This window comes from Marinomonas gallaica (assembly GCF_049821165.1).
Lineage (GTDB): Bacteria > Pseudomonadota > Gammaproteobacteria > Pseudomonadales > Marinomonadaceae > Marinomonas > Marinomonas gallaica.
Genome location: NZ_CP187511.1, coordinates 2,350,951 through 2,372,885 on the forward strand (window position 1 = coordinate 2,350,951; position 21,935 = coordinate 2,372,885).

The 21,935-nt window shown below is 44.9% G+C and carries 21 protein-coding genes; 14 read left to right on the plus strand and 7 right to left on the minus strand.

Annotated elements, in window-relative coordinates; translation table 11 throughout:
* Nucleotides 1–149: 149 nt before the first annotated feature.
* Nucleotides 150–305, minus strand: coding sequence for a phage integrase N-terminal SAM-like domain-containing protein (locus ACPUEK_RS11045; RefSeq protein ID WP_156489096.1), 156 nt, complete (start codon nucleotides 303–305; stop codon nucleotides 150–152).
* Nucleotides 306–677: 372 nt separating this feature from the next.
* Between ACPUEK_RS11045 and ACPUEK_RS11050 the strand changes: the two genes are divergently transcribed.
* From ACPUEK_RS11050 to acnA, 4 genes are all read left to right on the plus strand, one after another.
* Complete coding sequence (locus ACPUEK_RS11050) at nucleotides 678–2,036, plus strand: hypothetical protein (protein WP_425640780.1); 1,359 nt, start codon at nucleotides 678–680, stop codon at nucleotides 2,034–2,036.
* Between the two features lie 75 nt (nucleotides 2,037–2,111).
* On the plus strand, nucleotides 2,112–2,402 hold the full coding sequence (locus tag ACPUEK_RS11055) for a hypothetical protein (protein WP_425640781.1): 291 nt from the start codon (nucleotides 2,112–2,114) through the stop codon (nucleotides 2,400–2,402).
* Nucleotides 2,403–2,977: 575 nt separating this feature from the next.
* A complete protein-coding gene (locus tag ACPUEK_RS11060) occupies nucleotides 2,978–3,379 on the plus strand; it encodes a GFA family protein (RefSeq protein ID WP_425640782.1) in 402 nt (133 codons plus the stop codon).
* A gap of 397 nt (nucleotides 3,380–3,776) precedes the next feature.
* Nucleotides 3,777–6,617, plus strand: coding sequence for an aconitate hydratase AcnA (gene acnA, locus ACPUEK_RS11065; RefSeq protein ID WP_425640783.1), 2,841 nt, complete (start codon nucleotides 3,777–3,779; stop codon nucleotides 6,615–6,617).
* Between the two features lie 576 nt (nucleotides 6,618–7,193).
* Here acnA and ACPUEK_RS11070 read toward each other — a convergent pair.
* Entirely contained in the window at nucleotides 7,194–7,454 is a 261-nt protein-coding gene (locus tag ACPUEK_RS11070; protein ID WP_425640784.1) for a hypothetical protein, read from the minus strand.
* A gap of 449 nt (nucleotides 7,455–7,903) precedes the next feature.
* On the opposite strand from ACPUEK_RS11070, the gene gloA reads away from it, so the two are divergent.
* Nucleotides 7,904–8,428: a lactoylglutathione lyase gene (gene gloA, locus ACPUEK_RS11075; protein WP_425640785.1), complete on the plus strand. Its 525-nt coding sequence runs from the start codon at nucleotides 7,904–7,906 to the stop codon at nucleotides 8,426–8,428.
* Between the two features lie 139 nt (nucleotides 8,429–8,567).
* Here the strand turns inward: gloA and lhgO are convergent, their stop codons facing one another.
* Both lhgO and glaH read right to left on the minus strand, forming a co-directional pair.
* Nucleotides 8,568–9,767 (minus strand): L-2-hydroxyglutarate oxidase, encoded by a 1,200-nt coding sequence (gene lhgO, locus ACPUEK_RS11080; protein WP_425640786.1) that lies wholly within the window; start codon nucleotides 9,765–9,767, stop codon nucleotides 8,568–8,570.
* Nucleotides 9,768–9,859: 92 nt separating this feature from the next.
* The gene (gene glaH, locus ACPUEK_RS11085) at nucleotides 9,860–10,828 is read right to left on the minus strand and encodes a glutarate dioxygenase GlaH (RefSeq protein ID WP_425640787.1); all 969 of its coding nucleotides are present in this window, start codon (nucleotides 10,826–10,828) and stop codon (nucleotides 9,860–9,862) included.
* Between the two features lie 219 nt (nucleotides 10,829–11,047).
* Between glaH and csiR the strand changes: the two genes are divergently transcribed.
* Nucleotides 11,048–11,746 carry a DNA-binding transcriptional regulator CsiR gene (gene csiR, locus ACPUEK_RS11090; RefSeq protein ID WP_425640788.1) on the plus strand — a complete coding sequence of 233 codons (699 nt, stop codon included), beginning with the start codon at nucleotides 11,048–11,050 and terminating at the stop codon, nucleotides 11,744–11,746.
* 190 nt (nucleotides 11,747–11,936) lie between these two features.
* Nucleotides 11,937–12,653, plus strand: coding sequence for a DUF2057 family protein (locus ACPUEK_RS11095; RefSeq protein WP_425640789.1), 717 nt, complete (start codon nucleotides 11,937–11,939; stop codon nucleotides 12,651–12,653).
* 98 nt (nucleotides 12,654–12,751) lie between these two features.
* Here the strand turns inward: ACPUEK_RS11095 and ACPUEK_RS11100 are convergent, their stop codons facing one another.
* Complete coding sequence (locus tag ACPUEK_RS11100; protein ID WP_425643032.1) at nucleotides 12,752–12,979, minus strand: DUF6973 domain-containing protein; 228 nt, start codon at nucleotides 12,977–12,979, stop codon at nucleotides 12,752–12,754.
* Nucleotides 12,980–13,077: 98 nt separating this feature from the next.
* On the opposite strand from ACPUEK_RS11100, the gene ACPUEK_RS11105 reads away from it, so the two are divergent.
* Entirely contained in the window at nucleotides 13,078–13,626 is a 549-nt protein-coding gene (locus tag ACPUEK_RS11105) for an HPP family protein (RefSeq protein ID WP_425640790.1), read from the plus strand.
* 41 nt (nucleotides 13,627–13,667) lie between these two features.
* On the opposite strand, the gene ACPUEK_RS11110 is transcribed toward ACPUEK_RS11105, so the two are convergent.
* Nucleotides 13,668–15,335, minus strand: coding sequence for a sensor domain-containing diguanylate cyclase (locus ACPUEK_RS11110; RefSeq protein WP_425640791.1), 1,668 nt, complete (start codon nucleotides 15,333–15,335; stop codon nucleotides 13,668–13,670).
* Between the two features lie 383 nt (nucleotides 15,336–15,718).
* Here ACPUEK_RS11110 and ACPUEK_RS11115 point away from each other — a divergent pair, with 383 nt between their 5' ends.
* A complete protein-coding gene (locus ACPUEK_RS11115) occupies nucleotides 15,719–16,951 on the plus strand; it encodes a hypothetical protein (protein ID WP_425640792.1) in 1,233 nt (410 codons plus the stop codon).
* 26 nt (nucleotides 16,952–16,977) lie between these two features.
* On the opposite strand, the gene ACPUEK_RS11120 is transcribed toward ACPUEK_RS11115, so the two are convergent.
* Nucleotides 16,978–18,198, minus strand: a complete 1,221-nt coding sequence (locus ACPUEK_RS11120) for a LysR substrate-binding domain-containing protein (RefSeq protein WP_425640793.1) — start codon at nucleotides 18,196–18,198, stop codon at nucleotides 16,978–16,980.
* 195 nt (nucleotides 18,199–18,393) lie between these two features.
* Between ACPUEK_RS11120 and ligA the strand changes: the two genes are divergently transcribed.
* From ligA to ACPUEK_RS11145, 5 genes are all read left to right on the plus strand, one after another.
* The gene (gene ligA / locus ACPUEK_RS11125; protein ID WP_425640794.1) at nucleotides 18,394–18,786 is read left to right on the plus strand and encodes a protocatechuate 4,5-dioxygenase subunit alpha; all 393 of its coding nucleotides are present in this window, start codon (nucleotides 18,394–18,396) and stop codon (nucleotides 18,784–18,786) included.
* Nucleotides 18,786–19,655, plus strand: a complete 870-nt coding sequence (locus ACPUEK_RS11130) for a class III extradiol dioxygenase subunit beta (RefSeq protein WP_425640795.1) — start codon at nucleotides 18,786–18,788, stop codon at nucleotides 19,653–19,655. The genes ligA and ACPUEK_RS11130 overlap by 1 nt, the downstream gene beginning before the upstream one ends.
* The gene (locus ACPUEK_RS11135; protein ID WP_425640796.1) at nucleotides 19,652–20,380 is read left to right on the plus strand and encodes an alpha/beta fold hydrolase; all 729 of its coding nucleotides are present in this window, start codon (nucleotides 19,652–19,654) and stop codon (nucleotides 20,378–20,380) included. The genes ACPUEK_RS11130 and ACPUEK_RS11135 overlap by 4 nt, the downstream gene beginning before the upstream one ends.
* Entirely contained in the window at nucleotides 20,377–20,826 is a 450-nt protein-coding gene (locus tag ACPUEK_RS11140) for a nuclear transport factor 2 family protein (protein ID WP_425640797.1), read from the plus strand. Before ACPUEK_RS11135 ends, ACPUEK_RS11140 begins: the two co-directional genes overlap by 4 nt.
* Nucleotides 20,827–20,954: 128 nt before the next feature.
* On the plus strand, nucleotides 20,955–21,935 hold the full coding sequence (locus ACPUEK_RS11145; RefSeq protein ID WP_425640798.1) for a TRAP transporter substrate-binding protein: 981 nt from the start codon (nucleotides 20,955–20,957) through the stop codon (nucleotides 21,933–21,935).

The following is a 21,935-nucleotide window of genomic DNA, read 5'->3' on the forward strand; positions in this document are numbered from 1 at the left end:
TTTAATTGCACCATTAACTTTCTCCAGTTTCCATTAAATTAGACCGTTAACTTTTCAGCTCCAATTCTCCTCAAATCGCCTCAGTGCTTGATGCACTGGGGCTTTCAGTGTTTTTTTCTCAAAATCCCGCCAAAAATGGAATTGAAGTGTTAACTTTTGGTTTTGCACTGATACGGTGCGCCTGTCGAATGATGAAAGCGAATGAAATAACGAATCCGGTATAAGTAGGCTTTATCCGTTTTCATGCTGTAGCTACGTATACGCATATCGCTACGAAGATGATTAATAAAAGGGCTGGAAGACATCACACTCTCCTTGTGGATATTTTTATACAAACTGTATAAAAATACAGTTTATTTTTGCCTTCACAAGTTGTTTGCCTGTTTTCATGATCTGAGTGTGGTTCAGTTTCTCGATTTGTCATAGAAGCGTCAACGAAAATGTATTAAGATCAATAACTAACCAATAACACATCCAGAATAACGTGCTGTGGACAATTAATATAACGCGCATGCTCGAATTTGTGTTTTGAGTTGCTATGGGGTAAGCCAGAAAAATGCTTATAGAACAAATCGTTAGAAGGTTTTGTTTCAGGGCTTTGGCAATGTGTAAACGCGCATGCGCACTATTAAAATGTTAAGTTCTCTCCAACGATCAATCATCAAGTTCATCAATTTATGCTGTATCAAAAACTGAAAAACTCTAGCGCTAGACACAATATCCTCTCACAATGCGACGTTGCAGGAAGTTATGACTTTTATACAACCATAATATCCCTAGACTCATTAAGTAGTAGTGACTTTGATGGAGCTGATTTATTAAGAGACGATCTGCTTAATCACATTGATTCTGGGGCAGCAATAAACTATTCATCTTACGAATCAATTAGAAAATATATGCCCATAGCGTATCATGAATACACTCATTTTGTTGACTGCACCTCAACATTATGGGGCATGAAATATTTATACATGATGAATAAAGGTTACACTGCAGATGACAGAAGGTTTGGAGGGGTTGAATCTGACTTCCATCATACAAAAAGTTTTTATGATCTAATTAGATTTTCCAAGCTGCCAAACTATTATACTTATAAAACAGGTGCATCCGATATCAGACGGCCATGGCTTTACCAAGAATCAATCGGAAATCGATTTACACCCGACGGAAAGGTAAGTGATTACCCTATTATATTTACGCGATTTATTAATCAATCCGGTAAAATTATTGTTAGATCGCCAATATCCACTATTTCCATTCTTGAGTGTTCTGCAATGGCTCAAGAAATAAATTACACTATTGGATTAATAAAAAGTCTTGATTCTGGCGAGCAGATAGTCGAAATTTCCCAGTATACAAAGGAACTGTTAGATTATATTTACAGCCAAGACCTAACTGAATATTCAGTCTGTGCGCACTTGTTATCAAATAAGTTTAAACAAAAAGATATTTTAGTAACGTATAAGGCATGTTCTGCGATATGTCGCTATGTACTAAATACACCTAAATCAGCATATGATAAATTTTCATCCTTAGATGTTCTCCAAAGAATATTTGGAGCTGGCGCTAGTGATTGGAATCAAAAAATACAAAAAGGACTTCAATATTACGAGCCAGGCGTTCTGTTTTATATTCTGTGTTACTTACTTCCTGATAACTCTTTGGACTCGCTAGAAAATCTTGAACCTGGAATTATTAGCGCTTATGCCCGAGCAGGAATTTCTTACGATGAACTGATAAAAGACTCTGAAGATGAAATTATAGGTTATCTAAATGAGATAAGATCCTCAGAGATTAGATATCTAAGAGAACTATCAGATGCTGGATATGAAAATTATAAAAAGATAAAGTGGAATAGCTCACTTCTAAACTTTAATGAGCTTAATACGCCTGCAGCTCTACTAAATGACAGTTCTCAGATAGATTTCTTTCCGAAGTCGAACGACATGCTGATAAACATAGACTTAGAGGCTATCTATGATGAGTTGATCGAAGGTCAGTTATGGACTGAGCGGTTTGTTGAAGCATGCAACTAAGTCCACGAACTTAACAAATAAATCCAGGTGACGCCTACGGCGCACCTGATTTAGGCGTTATATACCAAGGTAAGCATGAAGTATAAAATCTTAACTTTTTTAAGCCTTATCCTAATTGCTTGCAGCGATGATGGATACCTCCGGGGTCAAGTTGAACCATCGCATGACGGCAAAACATATTTTGGTGTTATTGATAATAACGGTGGTAATTGTGGGGCTTTACTTTTAGATCGCAAAGCTTGGGATTTACCACTCGGTGAGGTAGCTGAAATACAACCTGGTGAGCATATAATCAATTGTGGAGCACCTATTAGTTTCTTTATTCCTGAGGGAGTGATTTTCAAGTTTGATTATTGGGGGCCATAGGCATATAACAAGCGGTTTATGATAAGATTCGTCAAGGCTTGCTCGGGTTCGTTCCTCACCAATTTGGGTTTAACAAGCCACCCACCTAAAAAAGTGACTCACCATTCACTTTTGTCTGAACCGAAATAGTAAGCCAGTTCTGGCTAGAACTGGCTTTTTACATTCATTTAGGCTCTAAATTGCTACATTTAACTTGATTTACCAATTGCGAGATGTGCGAGGCCCTGATCTGTCTAGATCATATGTGCTAAGAGGTGAGTTTGATTTCCTAAGCGAGTAGCTGTTTCTTTTTACGAATTTTCGGTCGTCGCTTATAGCCTACTTTTTAGTAGTAGTTAGATAGGATCAACTCTGTACCCACTGCAGCGTGGGTATGGTGTTCAAACTCGATGGCGATGGTCATCCAGTTTTCAGATGGGATATTAAGGCGCTGCACGATCGGTGCAAACGAGAGATCTATGATGTCACGTTTATCTTGACGAACAATACCAGCATTGGTGTGCGTGTCCTGATAAGATCATCTTAGGTTCTCGATGCTATGCCTATCGTTTGAGTTTACGGATTAGGAGAGGCTGATGGCTGAATATTTCGGCTCTTGCTTGTGTGGGGGAGTGCGTTTTGTGGTCCGAGGTGATTTTGACAGTTTTTATCTGTGTCATTGTCAGCATTGCCAAAAAGACACCGGGGCGGCTTATGCGGCGAATCTATTTTCGCCGTCTGCTCAGTTGGTCTGGCAGTCGGGCGTCGATAAGGTGACGACCTTCACGCTACCCGGCACCCAGCACAGCGAGAGCTTTTGCAAGGTGTGTGGCTCAGCATTGCCTTGTACTCAGTTGCCATCGTTGCTGATGGTGCCTGCAGGGTGTTTGGATACTAAATTATCGCTGGTGCCCACGGCGCATATTTTCACATCCAGTAAACCTGAATGGGAGAACGAGTTGGCAGGTGTACCAGAGTTTAAAACACTGCCAATCTGAGCCGTTTTGTGCAGGCTCAACACAAACGCCGATCTACATCGATTCGGTTCGCCTCACGCCGATAGCGGTTTCACTTTTTTATAACCCCTGAGAACGCTTCCCGCTCGCCTTGATAACGACGCTCTTTTTGCAAGATACGAGTGATTTCCCCATTTCGGCCTACACGCTACGACCTCCTTTGTGGTGTTATGGTCATAGTAAGAGGCTTTAATAACCAACCTAGGGTTTGTTATGGTGATGTAAGTAATGGGTCAGCAAGAATCCATCCGGCTACTTTTTAAAGGGTGATAGCTTGCCTGCCTCACAATTTACAGGATGAGCCTTTAAGCCACATGTTATCGACATAGGCGCTCTTTGGCCTATGTTTGAGCCCAGTAACCCTGATAAGGACGCTACCATGAGTGATACGTTTAACGTGAAAGATACGATCTCGGTCGATGGTAAAGAGCATGCCTACTACAGTTTGCCCAAATTGACCGACACCTATGAGAACATCAGCCGCTTGCCATACTGCATGAAGGTTGTCTTAGAAAACCTGTTGCGTAATGAAGACGGTGGTCAGTCGGTGGGTAAAGACCACATTGAGGCGGTGGCCAATTGGGACGCCAAAGCAGAAGCCTCAAAAGAGATCGCGTTCATGCCGGCGCGCGTGGTGCTACAGGATTTCACCGGTGTGCCATCGGTGGTGGATCTGGCCGCGATGCGGGATGCGGTGGTGAAGCTTGGCGGCAAAGCGGAGCAAATCAATCCGTTTATTCCCAGTGAACTGGTAGTCGATCACTCTGTGCAAGTGGATGCCTATGGCCGTGAAGACTCGCTGGATTTAAATGAAAAAATCGAATTTAAGCGTAACCAAGAGCGCTATGAGTTTTTGAATTGGGGCAGTAATGCCTTTGAAAACTTCGTCGTGGTGCCGCCGGCGACGGGTATTGTGCATCAGGTCAACCTTGAATACCTTGCTCGTGTGGTCATGGCCTCGGAGGTCGACGGTGAGTTGACCGCTTACCCAGATACGGTGTTTGGTACGGACAGTCACACGACCATGATCAATGGTATCGGTGTGCTTGGCTGGGGTGTGGGCGGTATTGAAGCCGAGGCCGCCATGCTGGGTCAACCGTCTTCCATGCTGATTCCCCAAGTGGTTGGTTTTGAGCTGACCGGTAAACTGACGGAAGGCGTGACCGCCACCGATTTGGTGCTGCGTGTGGTTGAGATGCTGCGTGCCCATGGGGTAGTCGGTAAGTTCGTTGAGTTCTTCGGTGACGGCTTACACAACATGCCGCTGGCCGATCGAGCCACCATTGCCAATATGGCGCCGGAGTATGGCGCGACCTGTGGTATTTTCCCCATCGACCAAATGGCGATTGATTACTTGCGCCTGTCCGGTCGCGATGAATCTCAAATTAAGTTAGTGGAACAATACGCTAAGCAGCAAGGTCTGTGGCATGATGCCGACACGCCTGCCGCTACTTACTCAAGCAAACTCGAGCTAGATTTATCGTCCGTCCAGCCGGCGATGGCGGGTCCTAATCTACCGCAGCAGCGCATTAATCTTTCCGATATGCATCAGAAATTTGGTGAAACGATCGCGCAGATGGCCAAAGGTCGTGGCGTTGACACTGATGCGAAAGAGCGTTTTGACCATGAAGGCGGCGAAAAAGAACAGGCCGAGGATTTAGCCGCTCAGCCAACCATTGACGTTGATACGCAAACCGAAGAGAGCCAAGCCTACGCTCATGCAAACAATGTGTTCTCAAGCGTTAGCATTGATGACAAAAAGCACAAATTGCGTGATGGTTCCGTGGTCATTGCCGCGATTACCTCGTGTACCAATACCTCCAACCCCGCCGTGATGATTGGCGCCGGACTGGTGGCTAAAAAAGCCGCAGCAAAAGGGCTCAAAGCCAAACCTTGGGTGAAAACCTCCCTTGCGCCGGGTTCTAAGGTGGTGACCGATTACCTAGAGAAAACCCATCTTATGGATGAGCTGGAAAAAACCGGCTTTTATTTGGTGGGTTACGGCTGTACCACCTGTATTGGTAACTCAGGGCCACTGCCTGAGGCGATTGAAAAAGGCATTGAAGAAAACGACCTAGTCGCGGCGGCGGTGCTATCGGGCAACCGTAACTTTGAAGGGCGTATTCACTCACACGTCAAAGCCAGTTACTTGGCGTCACCACCGCTGGTGGTCGCGTACGCACTAGCGGGCACGGTGGATATCGATCTGACGACCCATGCGATTGGTCAAGATCAAGACGGCAACGATGTGTACTTAAAAGACATCTGGCCCACCTCGGATGAAATTAATGAGCTGATCGCGAACAACATCGATGCTGACATGTTCCGTAAAAACTACGGCGAAGTCTTCGCCGGCAGTGATGCGTGGAATGCCATTAGCTCAGAGGACAGCCAGCTATACCCTTGGAATGACGAATCGACCTATATCAAAAACCCACCGTTCTTTGAGGGGATGACCCTTGAGCCAGAAGGGATTCCTGATATCGAAGGGGCGCGTATTTTAGGTTTGTTCGGCGATTCGATCACCACCGACCACATCTCGCCTGCGGGCAACATCGCAGCGGATTCGCCTGCCGGTCAATACTTACAATCGCGTGGCGTGCTGAAGGCAGATTTCAATAGCTACGGCTCACGACGCGGTAACGATGCGGTCATGACTCGAGGCACGTTCGCCAACATCCGTATCAAAAATACCATGTTGGGAGGCAAAGAGGGTGGCTACACCTACTATTTCAACGGCGAAAACGCCACGCTCAAAGATGGTGAAGAGATGCCTATTTACGATGCTGCCATGAAGTACAAGGCCGATCAGCGTCCTCTTGTGATTCTCGGTGGCGCGTCGTATGGCTCAGGCTCGAGCCGTGACTGGGCGGCGAAAGGTACCAGTTTGCTCGGCGTCAAAGCCGTGTTGACCAGCTCATTTGAGCGTATTCACCGCTCGAATCTAGTAGGAATGGGTGTGTTGCCGTTGACCTTTAAAGACGGTGAGAACGCCGACACGTACAAACTGGATGGTTCGGAAGTGCTGAGCATCACAGGGCTGGAGAATGGTGAGAGTAAGGCCGCGACGGTGACCGCCACGCGTGCCGATGGCTCGTCTGAAGTGTTTGAGGTCAATGTCATGCTACAAACGCCAAAAGAGTGCGAGTACGTGCGTCATGGTGGCGTGCTACATTATGCACTACGCCAATTGGCACGCGAGAATATCGACGCTCCATAATGGCTTAGTGTGTTTTGCTAGGACAAAAGCTCAATCCTTGTAACATTAGGGGTTGGGCTTTTTGGTTTCTGGGCTTAGCGTCTTATTATCGCCGACAGAAGTCAGGTCGTACGGATTATTCCCTAAGGGTACTAAGCGAAGCTCAATTAATGAGCTTTATAGAAGAGTTTTCGAAATATGGTTCCAAATACTAAAGGAATAAGAAAAATAACGCTCGATATTAAGGTAAAGCTTGGAGCTTCACACATCTTAGCCATATAGAATGCGTGCTCTATGCCAATAAGGCAAATCGCCCATCTAATTGCAATATAGATTAGTAACGATGCAGCTAATTCCAATATTGACCAGCGCACTAAAATGCTTGAAAGCAGGAAGAGAGCCATGACAATAATAAGGGTAATATTACTGATATCTAGAATATGACCTAGTACAGAAAGGACTATAAAGAGTACGTTAATCGCAAGTGGCTTCTTTAGATTGTTCATTCTGAAATAACTTCCAAATCTATCGCATGCTTGGACATCCGTATTGCTGTAAGAAGATTATTTAAATGTTGACTTCCAAATAACCCGCCTCCTATATCAATACAGCCAGCACTCCCTTCAACACTGCCGCCATGCAGAAAAAATTATCACGACCATGAGTTTCTGTATCTTCTTTAGCATGAATTCGAATTCTAAAACTCCCCCAATCTCCTGGCGAATCAGGACGAAAGTTACGAAGTATATCCCCAAAAATATTTGGGTCACTCAATTCTCTTGGGTTTATAAAGTACTCGCCAATAGGTATTGGGCCATGCCAGCTTTGAGACAAACATTCTTCAGAAGAATTATTCATACATTTATCTCGACCACTCGTCGCATTTAATACAGCAGCCCAAGCCGGTGTAGTGATTATTAACTTTTGCTTTTGTATACTAAAAATGAGCCTCATAACTTTTCCCTAAGTGCAAAGTATCAATTGTGCTGAAGAATGCAAAAGAAAAGTGTACTCGTTTTAATATGATTAATATGTCAATAAACTCTCTGTTTTGTGTAATTATATCATAGGCTTCAAACACTGATTGCAACGGACAATGCTGTTATTGAATAACTTAGACAGGGACTTGTACCTATAAGGTTGAGTATGCGAATTATCTCTTGATAGCGATGGCGCTTTTGTCCCTGACAGGAGTCAGGCCGTACGAAGTATCAGGCGTCTGGTCGTACGAGTTGGCTAATGGTCAGGCATTGATTTTTTGCGAATGGTCCCCACCTATTTTGTACATACGATAAGAGGGTAAGAATATGAGTCGTCATTTTGAGCAAGCCGAAGGCTTGTGTGAAGAGAAAGATCCCGCGACGAATGGGTTTGTGTTTAACCAAACCATGTTGCGTATCGCTGATCCTGTTCGCTCGTTAGATTTTTATACGCGTGTGATGGGGATGACGCTGCTGAAGAAGCTCGATTTTCCAGAAATGGAGTTCAGTTTGTATTTTCTGACGTACGGTGAAGATTTCTCAGATGTGAGTACCGATGATAAAAAGCGCACGGCGCAAACCTTCGGTCGTCCAGCGGTGTTAGAGCTAACCCATAATTGGGGCGACACGGCTGACACGGTGGAATACCACAGTGGCAACAGTGATCCACGTGGTTTTGGTCACATTGGCTTTCATGTGCCTGAATTGGAAAAGGCTTGTCAGCGCTTTGAAGATTTGGGTGTGACTTTCCAGAAAAAGTTGGCTGACGGCAATATGAACTACATTGCGTTCATCAAAGACCCCGATGGCTATTGGATTGAAATTTTCGACGCGAATCGTGTAAAAGGCTAATCTGAGCCTTTTATCGGGCATAAGAACGGTGTGCAAAGCGCCTTCTGCCTACCTGAACTAAGTTTCAAATCCACATTGTGCGGCTGAGTGTATTTTTCTCAGCCGCGTCCTTGCTTACCAGCCTCTACTAAATACCAAATCAGTTTAAGCCAAATTGAGTTTGTGCTTCTTTAATGATGTGTCGGCCTATTGGTAGTGCTGACGTAGCAGCGGGAGAGGGGGCATTGCACACATTTATGGTGCGGGACGTTCTTACGAATAGAAAGTCATCCACTAACTTGCCGTCTTTAGACACCGCTTGCGCTCTAACGCCTGCTGGGTAAGGGGTCAGGTCTGATTTCTCTACGGAAGGGCAGTATTTTTGCACTTCTTTTAGATAGCCGCCTTTAAAGAGCGAATTTTTTAACTCCAATAGCCCTGGCTTTAGGTTATCCATCAACACTTTGCGGATACCTGGGTAGCGAAGGCTTTCTAAGCTGTCCGATAACGAAATATCGGTTTTACGGTAACCTTCACGTTTCCACGCTAGAACAGCGTTCGGCCCTACCGTGACTGTTCCATCAATCATGCGTGTTAGATGCACGCCAAGAAACGGCATGGCTGGGTTGGGAATGGGGTAGATTAAATGATTGACGATCTGGTTGTGTTTTTCGGGTAACAAAAAGTATTCACCGCGGAAAGGACAGATTTGAAACTCCGGCTCCAGTCCTAGCATTCTCACGACTCGATCCGCCATTAAGCCAGAACAAGAGATCAAATATTTGGCGTTATAAGCGCCGGTTGTTGTGTGCGCACAGACTTCTTCAGATGTTTCATTCAATCCAGTGACATTGGTGTTGTAACGAATTTCGCCACCACGTTCAATCACCTTACGAGCCATGGCTTGGGTGACTTGCTTGTAATTGACGATGCCGCTGGACGGGACAAAAATTGCGCCGATGCCGGTGATGTTCGGTTCACGCTCACGCAATTCGTCCGCGTTGAGCCAGTAGCGCTCTAGACCATTGGCTTCGGTGCGCTCCCATAAGGCTTTCATGCGTTGCATTTCTAGCGCATTGGTTGCTACTAAAAGCTTGCCGCACTCATCATAGGGTATGTTGTTTTCTTGGCAGAATGCTTTGGTGTCACGGTTACCTTCTAAACAAAACTGTGCTTTAAGGCTACCAGGCGTGTAATAAACCCCTGCATGAATAACACCTGAGTTATGGCCCGTCTGATGTTCTGCGGGACCGGATTCTTTTTCAAGTACCAATAGTTTTTTATCTGGGTAGCGCTCAAGCAACTGCATCGCCGTTGACATGCCGATTATGCCGCCGCCAATAATCATAAAATCGTACATCTGTGTTGTCTCTTGAAGAGTCCATAAATCGACATCACCGGCCGTGTCTCCGGTGATGTTCGGTAGACGTCTATTCTAGTGTATTTTGACCATCACTGGGTCGGGTTGCGTAAGGTTTTTGCGTGGGTAAAGTAACCACGCTGACGCATTAGCTCACGCCGTAAGCCTTGGTGCGCGGTAAATTTGTCGCGCCCGTGTAGCCAAAAATGATTATTGATGATGAGGAAAGAGCCGGTTGGAACAGGCACGGACAAAGTAGCCTTACTGGTTTCAAGGGATTCAGATAAATCTGTTAACCAGTTCCCCTCGACATCATTTTTCGGCTGAACAAATTGATCGATGTAAGACATGATAGGCTGCCCGCTGCGGTCAATATCAAACACAGCGTGAAAGATATCCTTGCTGGTGTTCTTGCTAGGAGGTGCACTCCAGCGCATGCTTTGATGTGCTAAAGAATCCGTACTGAAACGCTCGAGATCTTCCCAGTCATCCAAGTGCAGTAACAACGAATTGCCGCCTTCTATGTTTTGCTCGTCTACTTTCAGCATCATCACATAGTCAGTGTCCTGTTCTACGTATGTGCCATCGTTATGCAGCTCCATTACACGATTTGCTTTACGTAGGTAGCTGTCTGAGTTGTCTTCATTTTTAACGACAAATCGCGCGTAATACTGGCCGCTCATGGCGTCAAAGTTAGAGCGTCCTAAAAGGTGAGCGATGGCCGTTGTGAATTTGATCATATCTTCGGCTTGAGTGACTTCGTCCAAGCCTTCAGGCGTGACCAACAAAGCGCCGCTGTTTCGATCCACAAGTGTTTCTACTAAGAGAGACTGAAGTTGATCATCACAAAGCCTATTTAGAATGCTAGCGACACGAAATCGTAGCATCGATTTATATTCCAACGCCTGTACCGGAAACTTTTCGACCTCTTTCAGAAAAGCGATAACCAGTGATTGCTCGAAGTGAAGCTGAAGTAAACGTGGGCTTTGCTCAGACGGTCTTAGGGAGAAGCTGGAATGGCTGAGGTTATTAGGCGAATTGGATACGGCAGCTATGGACATGGGTGGCCTCGTTCATCTTTGTTATTTTTGGGAATGACATTGTTGTTTTAAAAATGGGTAAGCAATCAATAATGTTTACGTTATTAAAAAATATCTACATTTTTGGTTTTCGTCAATAAAATATCTACATTCCTGGTTTTTGACGATAAAATTGCTTTGTGAGGCATTATGGGAATGGCTATAATCTGGTCATTCATACACCTTTGATACGGATGCTTCATGGCGACCAATGACGAAAAAAACAATCTGGTGAACCTTGCTTATGTTGCACTGAAACGAGACATTACTGAGGGCGTGTACCGACCCGGTGATAAGTTGCTCATGCGGGGGTTAAAGGAGCGTTATGAGATTGGCTCTGGCCCTATGCGGGAAGCGCTTTCACGACTTGTTTCTGAACACCTCGTCACCGCCATCAGCCAGCGCGGTTTTCGCGTTGCATCGATGTCGATTGAGGAACTGACGGATATCTACTTTGCCCGTGCCCATTTAGAAGCCATGATCACCGAGCTTGCAGTGAAGTTAGGGGATGAGAGCTGGGAAGCGGGTGTGATTGCGAGTACGCATACGTTATCGAAAGTGACTCAGTTAAACAGTGCTGAAGACATGTTAGGACTGTGGGATGCGCGCCACAAAGCATTTCATCTTGCAATCGCCCAAGGCTGTGGTTCTGCTAAATTATTAGAGCTTCGACTGACGATGCTTGATCAGGTTGAGCGATATCGACAACTTTGGCTGCGTCATACCGTTTTTTCTGCAGAGGCTCTAGAGGCAAAACGCGAAGAGCATCGACAGCTTGTTGAGGTATTACTGTCTCGAGATCACGTTAAAGCGCGCGACATGATGTTCGTGCATATGACCGGCCCCGTGTCGATCATTTCAGAAATAATAGAAGCGCGAGGCCTGGCTGAGCATGAGTAAATTAAGCGTTTATTCAGTAATGCCACTGCGCACTCTGAGTGATACGGTTTTATATTAGGTCTTATCAGAAAAAGGCAAAAATTAGTATATTCGTATTGTGACGAGCCTTAGCAGGATAATCTCGAAAAGCTTTATGGTAGGTTACGGAGTCTAAAATAATAGTTCAGTGTTCTTGCTAAGGAGTCGCAAAATGCGTTTGAAGTCAGGTGTGATGGTCTTGGGTATGTTGCTAGGGGCGGGGAGTGTGCCTACGTTGGCGGCGACATTTGAAGTGCCTCAAAATTTCGAAATCATGTATGTAGACTTAGAAAGTACCAGCTTCGGGAATGATTTTGAAACGGACGTAGAGCCGGGCGAACGTCAGTTTGTGGTGCGATTTAACCAACGTATCGGTGGTGGCAGCAATGCGGAATTTTTTGAGTCGGAACCCTACATCATAGATGTGAAAGTGAAACAAGACTCCGATATTGTTCTTCAAGCGCCATACTTCTTCAATAAGAGCGATGCCGAACGTTTCGCGAAAGCGCCTGAGTTTTCGTTAGTTGATGAAGGTCGAATGGATAAATTGGATTATCAAATCCGTATGCTACCAAAAAAATCAGGCTTTCAACCATCACGTGATTACAAAAGTGAGATTCGTGAGTTTACAGCGACTTATAAACAGCCAGTTGTAGATAAGCCTAAAGCGGCGGCAAAGCAAGTCGCGGTGACTGAAGAGCTTGAGATGCTTAAGTTCTGGTACAACAAAGCGGATGTTGCAACCCGCAAAGACATTCGTATTTGGATGATTGATCCCTCGCATGAAGCAGCACAGAGCAACAATGCCTACGATATGATGGTGTTTTGGTTCAAGAAAGCCTCTAAAGAAGATCAAAAAGCGTTTCAAGTTTGGTTGTTAAACGAGTAAGCGGTGATTGAATCATAGAGCCAGATAGTAAGTTACGAGTATCTGGCTCTATTGAACATCATTTGCAACGGTAAAATGCCTAATGATAGGCGAGCGCTTTAGTAAGCTTCAACCGTTTCAGGCAATGATGTCATCAGTTTTTCTTCGTTTAACGCGTCTATGCAAAATAGAGCTAATACACTGTCATTTGCATTTGGGTGTGCTTTGCCGATAGCGACACCAACGCTATTGTTGTGTAAGTCCATTGCCCTTTCTTGCGCAGGGTTTGCATCATAAGCTTCGTGTGCGGTCGTAAATCGGGTGGCATTCTCGACATGCGCCGCTATCGTTACAAATGAGTTTTCCTAAGTGCTATGCTTTGCCAAAGGTAACGTGGTTTCGTATGATGCATCGTTTAACTGTACACGCTAATGTTGAGTGCTATATGAAACACTATTTGTCCCGCATGCGAGCAAAAGAAGCATGCCCGCCGCGTAAGCCTTTTAGCAAGATTGTCTGGTCTTGGGTTGGCTCCTTTTTAGGTATTTTTTTGATTGCTAGTTTGGGCGAGTTATGGAGTTTCAACCAACACAGTATGTTGTTTTTGATCGGCTCATTTGGCGCATCTGCCGTATTGATTTACGGGGCACCACTGGCTGAATTTTCCCAGCCTCGTAATTTGGTTGGTGGGCATGTGTTTTCCGCCTTAGTTGGCGTTACCGTCCATATTTTTATTCCAGACGATCTTATTCTAGCCAGTTCTCTAGCGGTCTCTTTATCCATCGCTACGATGCATTTTACCCGCACTCTACACCCACCCGGTGGTGCCACGGCGCTTATTGCGGTGATTGGTGGCGCGCACGTGCAAAGCCTCGGCTACTGGTATGCGCTTACTCCAGTATTGGTGGGCGCTTTGATCATGCTCATGGTGGCGTTGTTCGTGAATAATATGTCGGGTAACCCAAAACGCCACTATCCCGTTTATTGGTGGTAAAGAGTGCGCATGTTTGGACGTTCTTTGTATATGCCTTTAATTCAGTGGCGGCTTTTGTATTTATCAATATACATACGTTTATCCGCCACTTCGAGAAGACGTTGTGTGCTTTGTCCGTCAGGGGGAAAGCACGCTACGCCAATGCTAATGCCGAGTTTAAGGTCAGGATAAATCGCACTAATATCTTGAATGTCTTGTTTTATCTTAGTGATAAGGGTGTGTTTATCACAGGCTTCGCAACACTCGACATTCCGTACGCCAATGAACTCGTCACCGCCAATTCGACATAGTAAGCCTTGGTCGCTTAAACGTTCAGACAGCACATTGGCGACTTTCGCTAGGTATTGATCCCCTTCATAGTGGCCATATGTATCGTTAAGGCTTTTGAATTTGTTGAGGTCCATAAACAGCACCATTAAGTGTTCATTCGCCTTTTTAGCGTGAGCCAATCGATGGCCCAACTCTTGATCAAATATTTTTCGGTTTGGAAGGTTGGTTAACGGATCACGATTGGCTAGTTCAAGCAGCAGCTCTTGCTCTTGAATCAGTTCTGATATATCGGTAAACGCACCAATATAATTTGTTACCACTCCTGAGTTGTTTTTGAGTGCGTCGATGGTTAATAGTTGCGGGTAAACCTCGCCTGATTTGTGGCGATTCCAAACCGTACCCTTCCAGTGGCCTTTGTCTTTTAAGTCTCTCCACATGTTTTCGTAGAATGCTTCTTCACAACGACCGGAGGATAAAAAAGAGGGAGTTTGGCCGCATGCTTCTTTGGCACTGTAACCGGTAATATTGGTAAAGGCATGGTTCACTTCTTGAATGACAGTATTTGTATCCGTCACCATAACGCCTTGATGAGTGGTATCGACGACCGCTGATAATAAACGAATACGTTCTAATTTATTCGTTTGCTCCGTTACATCTTGAGCGTAACCATACCAAATCGTGCCGCCCGATTTGGTTCGTTTTGGTAACGAGCGTGCTTCCACCCAAATGCTGCCTTTTTCAGGGTGATTAACTTTAAATGTCTCATGCCACTCTGATAGATTGATCCGAGACTGTTCGATCGTTTGATAAATATGATCAATGTAATCTGAATCTATTTGATTCATCATTGCTGATGCGTCGGCGTGGAGTTCTTCGGCACTGCAGCCAAAAAGCTCTTGGACTTTTTCAGTTGCAAAAGGCGCGGTTATAATCCCTGATGCATCCATTAGAAATTGATAAGCAAACCCTGGTAGGTTGCTAGCGAGAAGCTCAAGGCGGTCTTTAAGCTGCTTGATTTCTATTTGCTTATGCCACAGTTCGCTTACGTCAAGATGTACGCCAAACATCCACAGTGGCTCTCCTTTTGAATCACGGATTAATACTGTGCCTTGGTCCAGTACTTTTACCCAATGGCCTTGCTTGTGCTTCATCCGTGCTTCAAAGGTATAAAGGGGTGTTTCACCACAAAAATGTGCCTGAAGTGCTGAATTGGAACTTTTTAAATCATCTGGATGAATTACGTCTAACCAAGTATTGATAGACAGGGGCTCAAGTTCATCAATGGTATAGCCAATTATACGCGCCCACTCGTCATTAAATATCGCTTCACCAGTTTGAATATTCCAAGCCCAAGTGCCGAGATTACTGCCTTCTAAAATAAGATCAGATAAATTAGAGAAGTCGTGCAGGTCTGATGAAGCTGGGATTAAGGCGGCCATAAGTTATATTACTATCTTAGGTTTTATCATGATCGATATTTAGAGCGTGTTTACAGGTCTTTAAAGCTCTATCGCGTATACAATTAAACACATATATTGAGGTCGAATACAACCATTTACCTATGCTTGCTTTGTGTACGAATGTTAGCGCTTTACGTAAAATGTTACCGTAATGTAAAAACTCACGTACATGCAAGGAAATAGCGCGATGATAACGCCTGGATCCAACACTTTGACACCAATGTTGGTCAAAGTTGTGCCTGTGTCTGATGCGTATTCACGCCACAAAGTGTTGCATCGATAACCGAACGCGTCCACCGTTGTGATCAAATATACATCACAATAAATTTTAGCGAATACTAATTGAGCACTAAGGAGCTTGAATGATTGAGTTCATTAAGAATAATAGGGATCTAGTGCTAGTAACGCTTCTTATTGTTTTTGGTTGGATCGGTTTTATTGACCAATACGCCGAGGCGTATATTAATGCTTCGCTTGTATCCGCCGGCGCGTCGTTTGGTGTAGCGAAATTGTTCAATGCGACGGTGTCTGTTTTATCCACGATTACGCTAAACGTGCCAGTGGTTGGCTCGATCCAAATTGGTCAGTTGTTAGACCCTCTAAACGATCTTGTCGAGGATTTTTCCTCGGTCATGAAATACGCGATCTCATCGCTTCTGATCCAAAAGTTTTTAGTCGAAATACTCCAGACAATCCATTTCAAAGTATTCTTACTGCTCTCTGGCATGGCCTTTGTACTGACTAAATACATCCTCAAAGAGTATCGAACGGTCACATATAAAGTGTTCCTGTTCGCAGTCATGTGTAAATTTTCGATTGCGGCGGTGGCACTCGGCAGTAGCTGGGTGGACAGCGCATTTATTGATGATGTCGTTCAAAAAGAAAACGCCATATTAGAGGCGTTTCCCGTATCGCCAAGTCAGCTTGATGACACCTTAGACTTATCCAGTGAAATCAATAAACAGATTGCCTCTGAACTTGAAACAGCTCAGCTTGAGCAGCAACTCATGCAAGTACAATTAGATACGTTGGCTACAGAGGAAGCGGCAAAGCGACAGCAGATTGACGAGATTGACGTGACGTTAGCTGAGCTATCAGGTGGCAAAACAGGGTTTTCTGCATTATTTGAAAAAGCCAGTGATGAACAGCAGTCATTAAGCGCTCAACGAACGGTCTTGGCGCATCAGTTAAAGCGTATTCAGTACGATATTGAAGCAACTGAAGATGAAATCGCTGAATCGAAAGAGATGGCCTCTGATCTTCGGGAGCGCTTAGAAGGAGAAAAAAGCACCTTTCAAAGCATCCGCGATGGTTTTAACCAAGTCACAATGGCCGCGAAAAACAAAATCACTGGATTTGTAAGTACGTTAAACCAATCCATGGATCATTTTTTAAACCTGATCGCATTGTTTGTATTGAAGACCGTGATTATCCCAATTGTGTTTTTAGTGGCGATTTACAAAGTGTTTGTCAGACTCTGGGGGATGACACCAGTGGCCGTGGCCAAACATTTGCAAGATGCCGTTGAACAAACGCACGCAGAGTTACCAAGTAAATCAGGACATAAGTCAGACAAATGTTTGCCTAAGTCTTAATCCAAGAGCATCTAAGGGTGCTTAGTTCATACTTTGTACTTCGTACGCTTTGCGTCTATGGTGTTCTTCAATTCGCTGATAAAGGTCTTAATAAGCGGTGTTTGTCGCTCTTTATGAAGTGTTATGCCAAGTGTGCAATCTGGCCTAGGTAAAGGGATTGGAATCTGTTTTAGATGCGGATTGAGTTGTTGAATGTTCCAGTCGTCGTAGAACAACAGGGCAATGGCATCACTGTGAATTACGAGCTCTTCCGAGGAAGCAAAAGTCAGCATTTCCAATGCTTGGATTGGCGGTTTATCATCAATGCTGTAGAACAATTGTTCAAAGTAATCACGTATCGGTGTTCCGTGGCGCGCAACGATCCAACGCTCATTTGTTAAGTCATCGAGGCTATGAGCATTAGTATGTATTGGGTGTTCAGCACGGGCGATCAGAGCATACTGCGCGTGCAGTAAGGGGATTTCAATTAAGTCTGGATGGATTGGACCGGTTCGTAGTAGCCCTAAAAAACAGTCAATTTCCCCTTTTATCAAGGCATTCGATAACATGTGATAGGGCCCTTGCATTGCCTGTAAGCGAACTCGCGGATGTTGTTCGAAGATTGAGGCAAAAGCAATTGGGACAATGTCTTGGCATGAGAACGACAGCATACCTACCGACAACCTGCCAGTGAGTTCATGAGGTTGAGATTGTAACGTTTGGGCGAATGACTGAGCGGCAGGCAACATTTGTAGATACAGTGATGCAAGAGTCTCGGCACTTGTTTGTGCTATGAGTCCATGACGCATTCGTGTAAACAAGGGTTGGCGGACCATATTTTCCACTTCTTTTAACATCTTGCTGACGGCAGGCTGAGATATAGACAATGTTTCAGCCGCTAATGAGGCACTACCTAATCTAGTAACGGCTTCTACCACCATAAGGTGTCGCCACTCAATGTAATGATGCAACATCAATCCTGCTTCCACAGCATGCTGCAGCTGGGCTTCAGTTTTGCGTATTAACTTTAGTATGGAATCGCAAAACGAAACCACCATTTCACCTTCTGCTGTTGGTTCAGCACCGCTCCATCCACGTGTAAAAATACAGGTGTCTAATGCTTTTTCAGCCTGAGACAAAGCGCGTGAGATACTAGACTGACTTAAATTAAGTGCTACGCTGGCGTCTTTTTCTGTCCCTTTACGCATGATAGCGCTAATGACACGACATTGTTTCAACGATAGAGCTGGCGTGTTGCTATGAGGCATCTCAAGTTCCTTGGGTATGCTGAGGTGAAAATGTTCTATTGCTCACTATAAGACAAGATATAACTAAATTTAAAGATGTATTCTTAATTGTGCATAAGACAGATGTGCGGTTCGTGTGTAGTTTTTAGATATCGACGATGCTTGGCCCTATAAATAGGCCGCATCAAGCGGCCTTTTAGCTCAAGCGGAAAATACATGACGATGAATAATAAAAACTACAGCAACATTCCCGGTACGACTGTATTTGATGGGGACATGGCGCGCATAGGCTTTCACTTAAATCAATTTTGCATGACCCTTATGAAGGCTGCGAATCGTGAAGCCTTTAAACAGAATGAAAGCGCATATCTTGATCAATTTCAATTAACCGAAGCGCAAAAGCTTGCGGTGATTGAGCGAGACTTCACTAAGCTGATTTCTCTGGGTGGTAATATCTACTATCTGGTCAAAATCAGTTCAACCGATGGCATCAGTGTTGCTGAGGCTGTATCGACAATGACCACGCTTTCTACTGATGAGTATATCGATATGATGCGCAGCGGCGGCCGTTCCCCAGAAGGTAATCGCTTTGTAAAGGAGCAAAGCTAATGGCTAAAATTACAGCAGGTCTTGGCACTTCGCATATTCCATTGTTAGGTCGCATCATCGATACCGGTGACAGTGATAAACCTGAATGGGCTCCTGTTTTCAAAGGTTTCGAATTCACAAAAGAGTGGGTTGAAACGCAGCAACCTGATGTGGTGATTTTGATTTATAACGATCACGCTACAAGCTTTGATATGTGTTTCATTCCAACATTCGCTATCGGGTGTGGCGAAGAGTTTCAACCCGCCGATGAAGGCTATGGGGCTCGTCCAGTACCAACGGTTCAAGGTTCTCCAAAGCTTGCTTGGCATTTAGCCGAATCTTTGATCTTACAAGGCTTTGACATGACGATAGTCAACGAAATGGATGTAGATCATGGACTCACCGTTCCTTTGTCGATGGTGTTCGGTGAGGTAGAAGAGTGGCCTTGCCAAGTGATACCACTGGCGGTGAATACCGTGGTGTACCCCTCTCCAACAGGGGAGCGTTGTCTTGCACTAGGGCGCGCGATTCGTAAAGCAGTCGAGAAGTTCCCTGAGCATTTGAATGTTCAAGTATGGGGCACTGGAGGTATGAGTCATCAGTTGCTGGGAGAGCGTGCTGGATTGATTAATCAAACATGGGATAAAGCGTTTATGGACAGTCTAAGGCTAGACTACGAAAGGTTATCGGCTATCTCCCAAGTGGAATACATTCGTGAGTCAGGCACAGAAGGTTGTGAAATGGTGATGTGGCTGATCATGCGCGGCGCCTTGAATCAATCCGTCAATGAGGTGCATCGACACTACCATGTACCCGTTTCTAACACGGCATTAGGTCATATTATTTATGAAAATGTGACTAATGAGAATGGTGAGGATCAAGTGTTATGAACGCATTCACTGCTAAACCAACTTTAGTATGCTTAACAGGACTACTGTGCGATCAAAGGGTATGGCAACCGGTTGCGTCTTTATTAGAGTCCGAAGTGAGCGTACAGATTATCAGTTTTTCGGGATTCGACAATATTACTCAAATGGCACGTCATGTTCTAGCAAGCGTAGAAGGGACATTTGCGTTAGCAGGGCACTCTATGGGAGGTCGTGTTGCTCTGGAAGTGTATCGCTTAGCACCTGAGCGCATTACACATTTAGCGTTGATGAATACAGGAGTGCACCCGAAGTCAGAAAAGGAACTTCCTGGTCGTTTGCGCTTACTGGAGCTGGCAAAGCAAGAGGGGACATCTGTTCTATCGAAGGAATGGTTAGCACCGATGATGTCACCCAAAGGGTTAGCTAATACGGCCTTAATGCATGATCTAGGCAATATGGTTTGTCGCTACAGTGTTGAGGCGTTTGAAAAGCAGCTGCGGGCATTAATTGACCGCCCTGACGCGGAGTCTATTTTACCAAGTATTGTGGTACCTACGTTGCTTTTGTCAGGAACGGAAGATCATTGGAGTCCAGTGTCACAGCATCAAACTATTCAAGAGCACTTGGCAAGCAGTAAATTGGTGGTCATTGAAGAAGCTGGTCATATGGCCCCTATTGAATCTCCTCAAGCCGTTGCTGAAGCAATGATGGTTTGGTTAAAAACGCCCATTAAAGGTTTGCGATGAACACATTAGACCTAGATACAATGCTAGTGGAGTGGCAATGCCAAGCACTTGTCACGCGTTCGATGAACCTGCTCGATAAAGGTTGCTGGCAGGCGCTTTCTCAGTGTTACACCGATGAAGCCGTATTGTTTCGACCGAGTGCGCCCTCTGTTCCGATTCAAGGTCGTGAGGCTATTTTGAAATCATTTATTGCTAGACCACTGAAGGAAACCTGTCATGCGCTTAGTAATATGGAAGTGTCAGTTCTTAACAACGAAACTGCGATAGTAACGTCAAGAGTTGTGTTGTTTTCAGGAGAAGAAAAAGCACATTCTATTGAGTCGGTTGTGTTAGCTAAGTCTGATGTATATATCGGTCGTTTTACTGATGAGTTAAAAAAAGTAGAAGGTAAATGGTTAATCTCCAAGAGACAGGGCTCTATTGAACTAAACTACAAAGGTGTTTGATAGAGCATCCCATTAATGCACTAACGCAATGAGTTTAGAGCTACAGGGCGTTCCGTCTTGTCGGCTCGTACCAGATCCAAAATAAAAAATGTCTTTCAAGGCACTAAGATCAATATGGGAGAACACATATGAAAGTCAGTAAACTGCTTATTGCTGCGTCAGCAGCGGTTGCACTAACCAGTCAAGTGATTGCAGAAGAGTTGAAATTTGCCAACTTTACTCCGCCTTTTCATACCATTAACGCATCGGTCATTCAAAAGCTTAACACGGATCTATCTGAAGCTACGGGTGGGGATTTAACTGTTCGAGGTTACCATGGTGGTGAGTTGGGGTCAGGACCTGCTGAACAGTATATTCGCGTACTTCAAGGTGCTGCTGATTTAGCTTGGGGGCTTCCAGGTTATACGTCATCACAGTTTGGCAAAACCATGATTGCTGAGTTACCCGGTGCTATTCCTGAAGATATGCCGGGTTATAAAGCACTTTGGCGCGCCTATGAGGAACATTTAAAAGGTGAGTTTCCAGGTACTAAACCTATCGCTCTTTGGACGTCTGAGCCAAACATTATGATTATGCGCAATAAAGTCATCCGCACGCCTGAGGATTTAGCAGGGCTTAAAGTGCGTGTTGCTGGAGCAACTGCCGCTGATGTTGCCAAAGCGTTGGGTGCAACACCGGTACAAATGCCCATTAGCCAAGTGTACAACGCTATGCAAACTGGCTTGATTGATGGTGTTATTACAGGTGCATCGACATTACGTGATTTCAAATTAGACGAGGTCGCAGATGCGTTAACCATAGGTGCGCCACTTGGACGATTAGCGTTCTTCACGGTATTAAATGGTCAAGTATATGAAGGCTTGAATGACTCGCAGCAAGCCGCTATAGAGGCAGCAAGTGGTATTGAACTTTCAAAAAATGCGGAAGAGGCATGGCTAGCGACTGCTGATGCGGCACTAGAAGCTGCTCGTGGTGACAGTGCTAACCAGATTGTGGATTTAACAGAAGCTGAAAAGATGGCCTTTATCAAAGCAGTCGCTGGAGTGGTCGAGGGTTATGTTGATCGTGTAGACGGTGATGACACCATGGCAGCGATGCAGGACAAGTAG

What these genes read in the sequence shown, in the direction of transcription:
- ACPUEK_RS11045 (WP_156489096.1), bottom strand. Translation starts at nt 305, where the DNA reads ATGTCTTCCAGCCCTTTTATTAATCATCTTCGTAGCGATATGCGTATA.
- ACPUEK_RS11050 (WP_425640780.1), top strand. Translation starts at nt 678, where the DNA reads ATGCTGTATCAAAAACTGAAAAACTCTAGCGCTAGACACAATATCCTC.
- ACPUEK_RS11055 (WP_425640781.1), top strand. Translation starts at nt 2,112, where the DNA reads ATGAAGTATAAAATCTTAACTTTTTTAAGCCTTATCCTAATTGCTTGC.
- ACPUEK_RS11060 (WP_425640782.1), top strand. Translation starts at nt 2,978, where the DNA reads ATGGCTGAATATTTCGGCTCTTGCTTGTGTGGGGGAGTGCGTTTTGTG.
- acnA (WP_425640783.1), top strand. Translation starts at nt 3,777, where the DNA reads ATGAGTGATACGTTTAACGTGAAAGATACGATCTCGGTCGATGGTAAA.
- ACPUEK_RS11070 (WP_425640784.1), bottom strand. Translation starts at nt 7,454, where the DNA reads ATGAATAATTCTTCTGAAGAATGTTTGTCTCAAAGCTGGCATGGCCCA.
- gloA (WP_425640785.1), top strand. Translation starts at nt 7,904, where the DNA reads ATGAGTCGTCATTTTGAGCAAGCCGAAGGCTTGTGTGAAGAGAAAGAT.
- lhgO (WP_425640786.1), bottom strand. Translation starts at nt 9,767, where the DNA reads ATGTACGATTTTATGATTATTGGCGGCGGCATAATCGGCATGTCAACG.
- glaH (WP_425640787.1), bottom strand. Translation starts at nt 10,828, where the DNA reads ATGTCCATAGCTGCCGTATCCAATTCGCCTAATAACCTCAGCCATTCC.
- csiR (WP_425640788.1), top strand. Translation starts at nt 11,048, where the DNA reads ATGGCGACCAATGACGAAAAAAACAATCTGGTGAACCTTGCTTATGTT.
- ACPUEK_RS11095 (WP_425640789.1), top strand. Translation starts at nt 11,937, where the DNA reads ATGCGTTTGAAGTCAGGTGTGATGGTCTTGGGTATGTTGCTAGGGGCG.
- ACPUEK_RS11105 (WP_425640790.1), top strand. Translation starts at nt 13,078, where the DNA reads ATGAAACACTATTTGTCCCGCATGCGAGCAAAAGAAGCATGCCCGCCG.
- ACPUEK_RS11110 (WP_425640791.1), bottom strand. Translation starts at nt 15,335, where the DNA reads ATGGCCGCCTTAATCCCAGCTTCATCAGACCTGCACGACTTCTCTAAT.
- ACPUEK_RS11115 (WP_425640792.1), top strand. Translation starts at nt 15,719, where the DNA reads ATGATTGAGTTCATTAAGAATAATAGGGATCTAGTGCTAGTAACGCTT.
- ACPUEK_RS11120 (WP_425640793.1), bottom strand. Translation starts at nt 18,198, where the DNA reads ATGCCTCATAGCAACACGCCAGCTCTATCGTTGAAACAATGTCGTGTC.
- ligA (WP_425640794.1), top strand. Translation starts at nt 18,394, where the DNA reads ATGACGATGAATAATAAAAACTACAGCAACATTCCCGGTACGACTGTA.
- ACPUEK_RS11130 (WP_425640795.1), top strand. Translation starts at nt 18,786, where the DNA reads ATGGCTAAAATTACAGCAGGTCTTGGCACTTCGCATATTCCATTGTTA.
- ACPUEK_RS11135 (WP_425640796.1), top strand. Translation starts at nt 19,652, where the DNA reads ATGAACGCATTCACTGCTAAACCAACTTTAGTATGCTTAACAGGACTA.
- ACPUEK_RS11140 (WP_425640797.1), top strand. Translation starts at nt 20,377, where the DNA reads ATGAACACATTAGACCTAGATACAATGCTAGTGGAGTGGCAATGCCAA.
- ACPUEK_RS11145 (WP_425640798.1), top strand. Translation starts at nt 20,955, where the DNA reads ATGAAAGTCAGTAAACTGCTTATTGCTGCGTCAGCAGCGGTTGCACTA.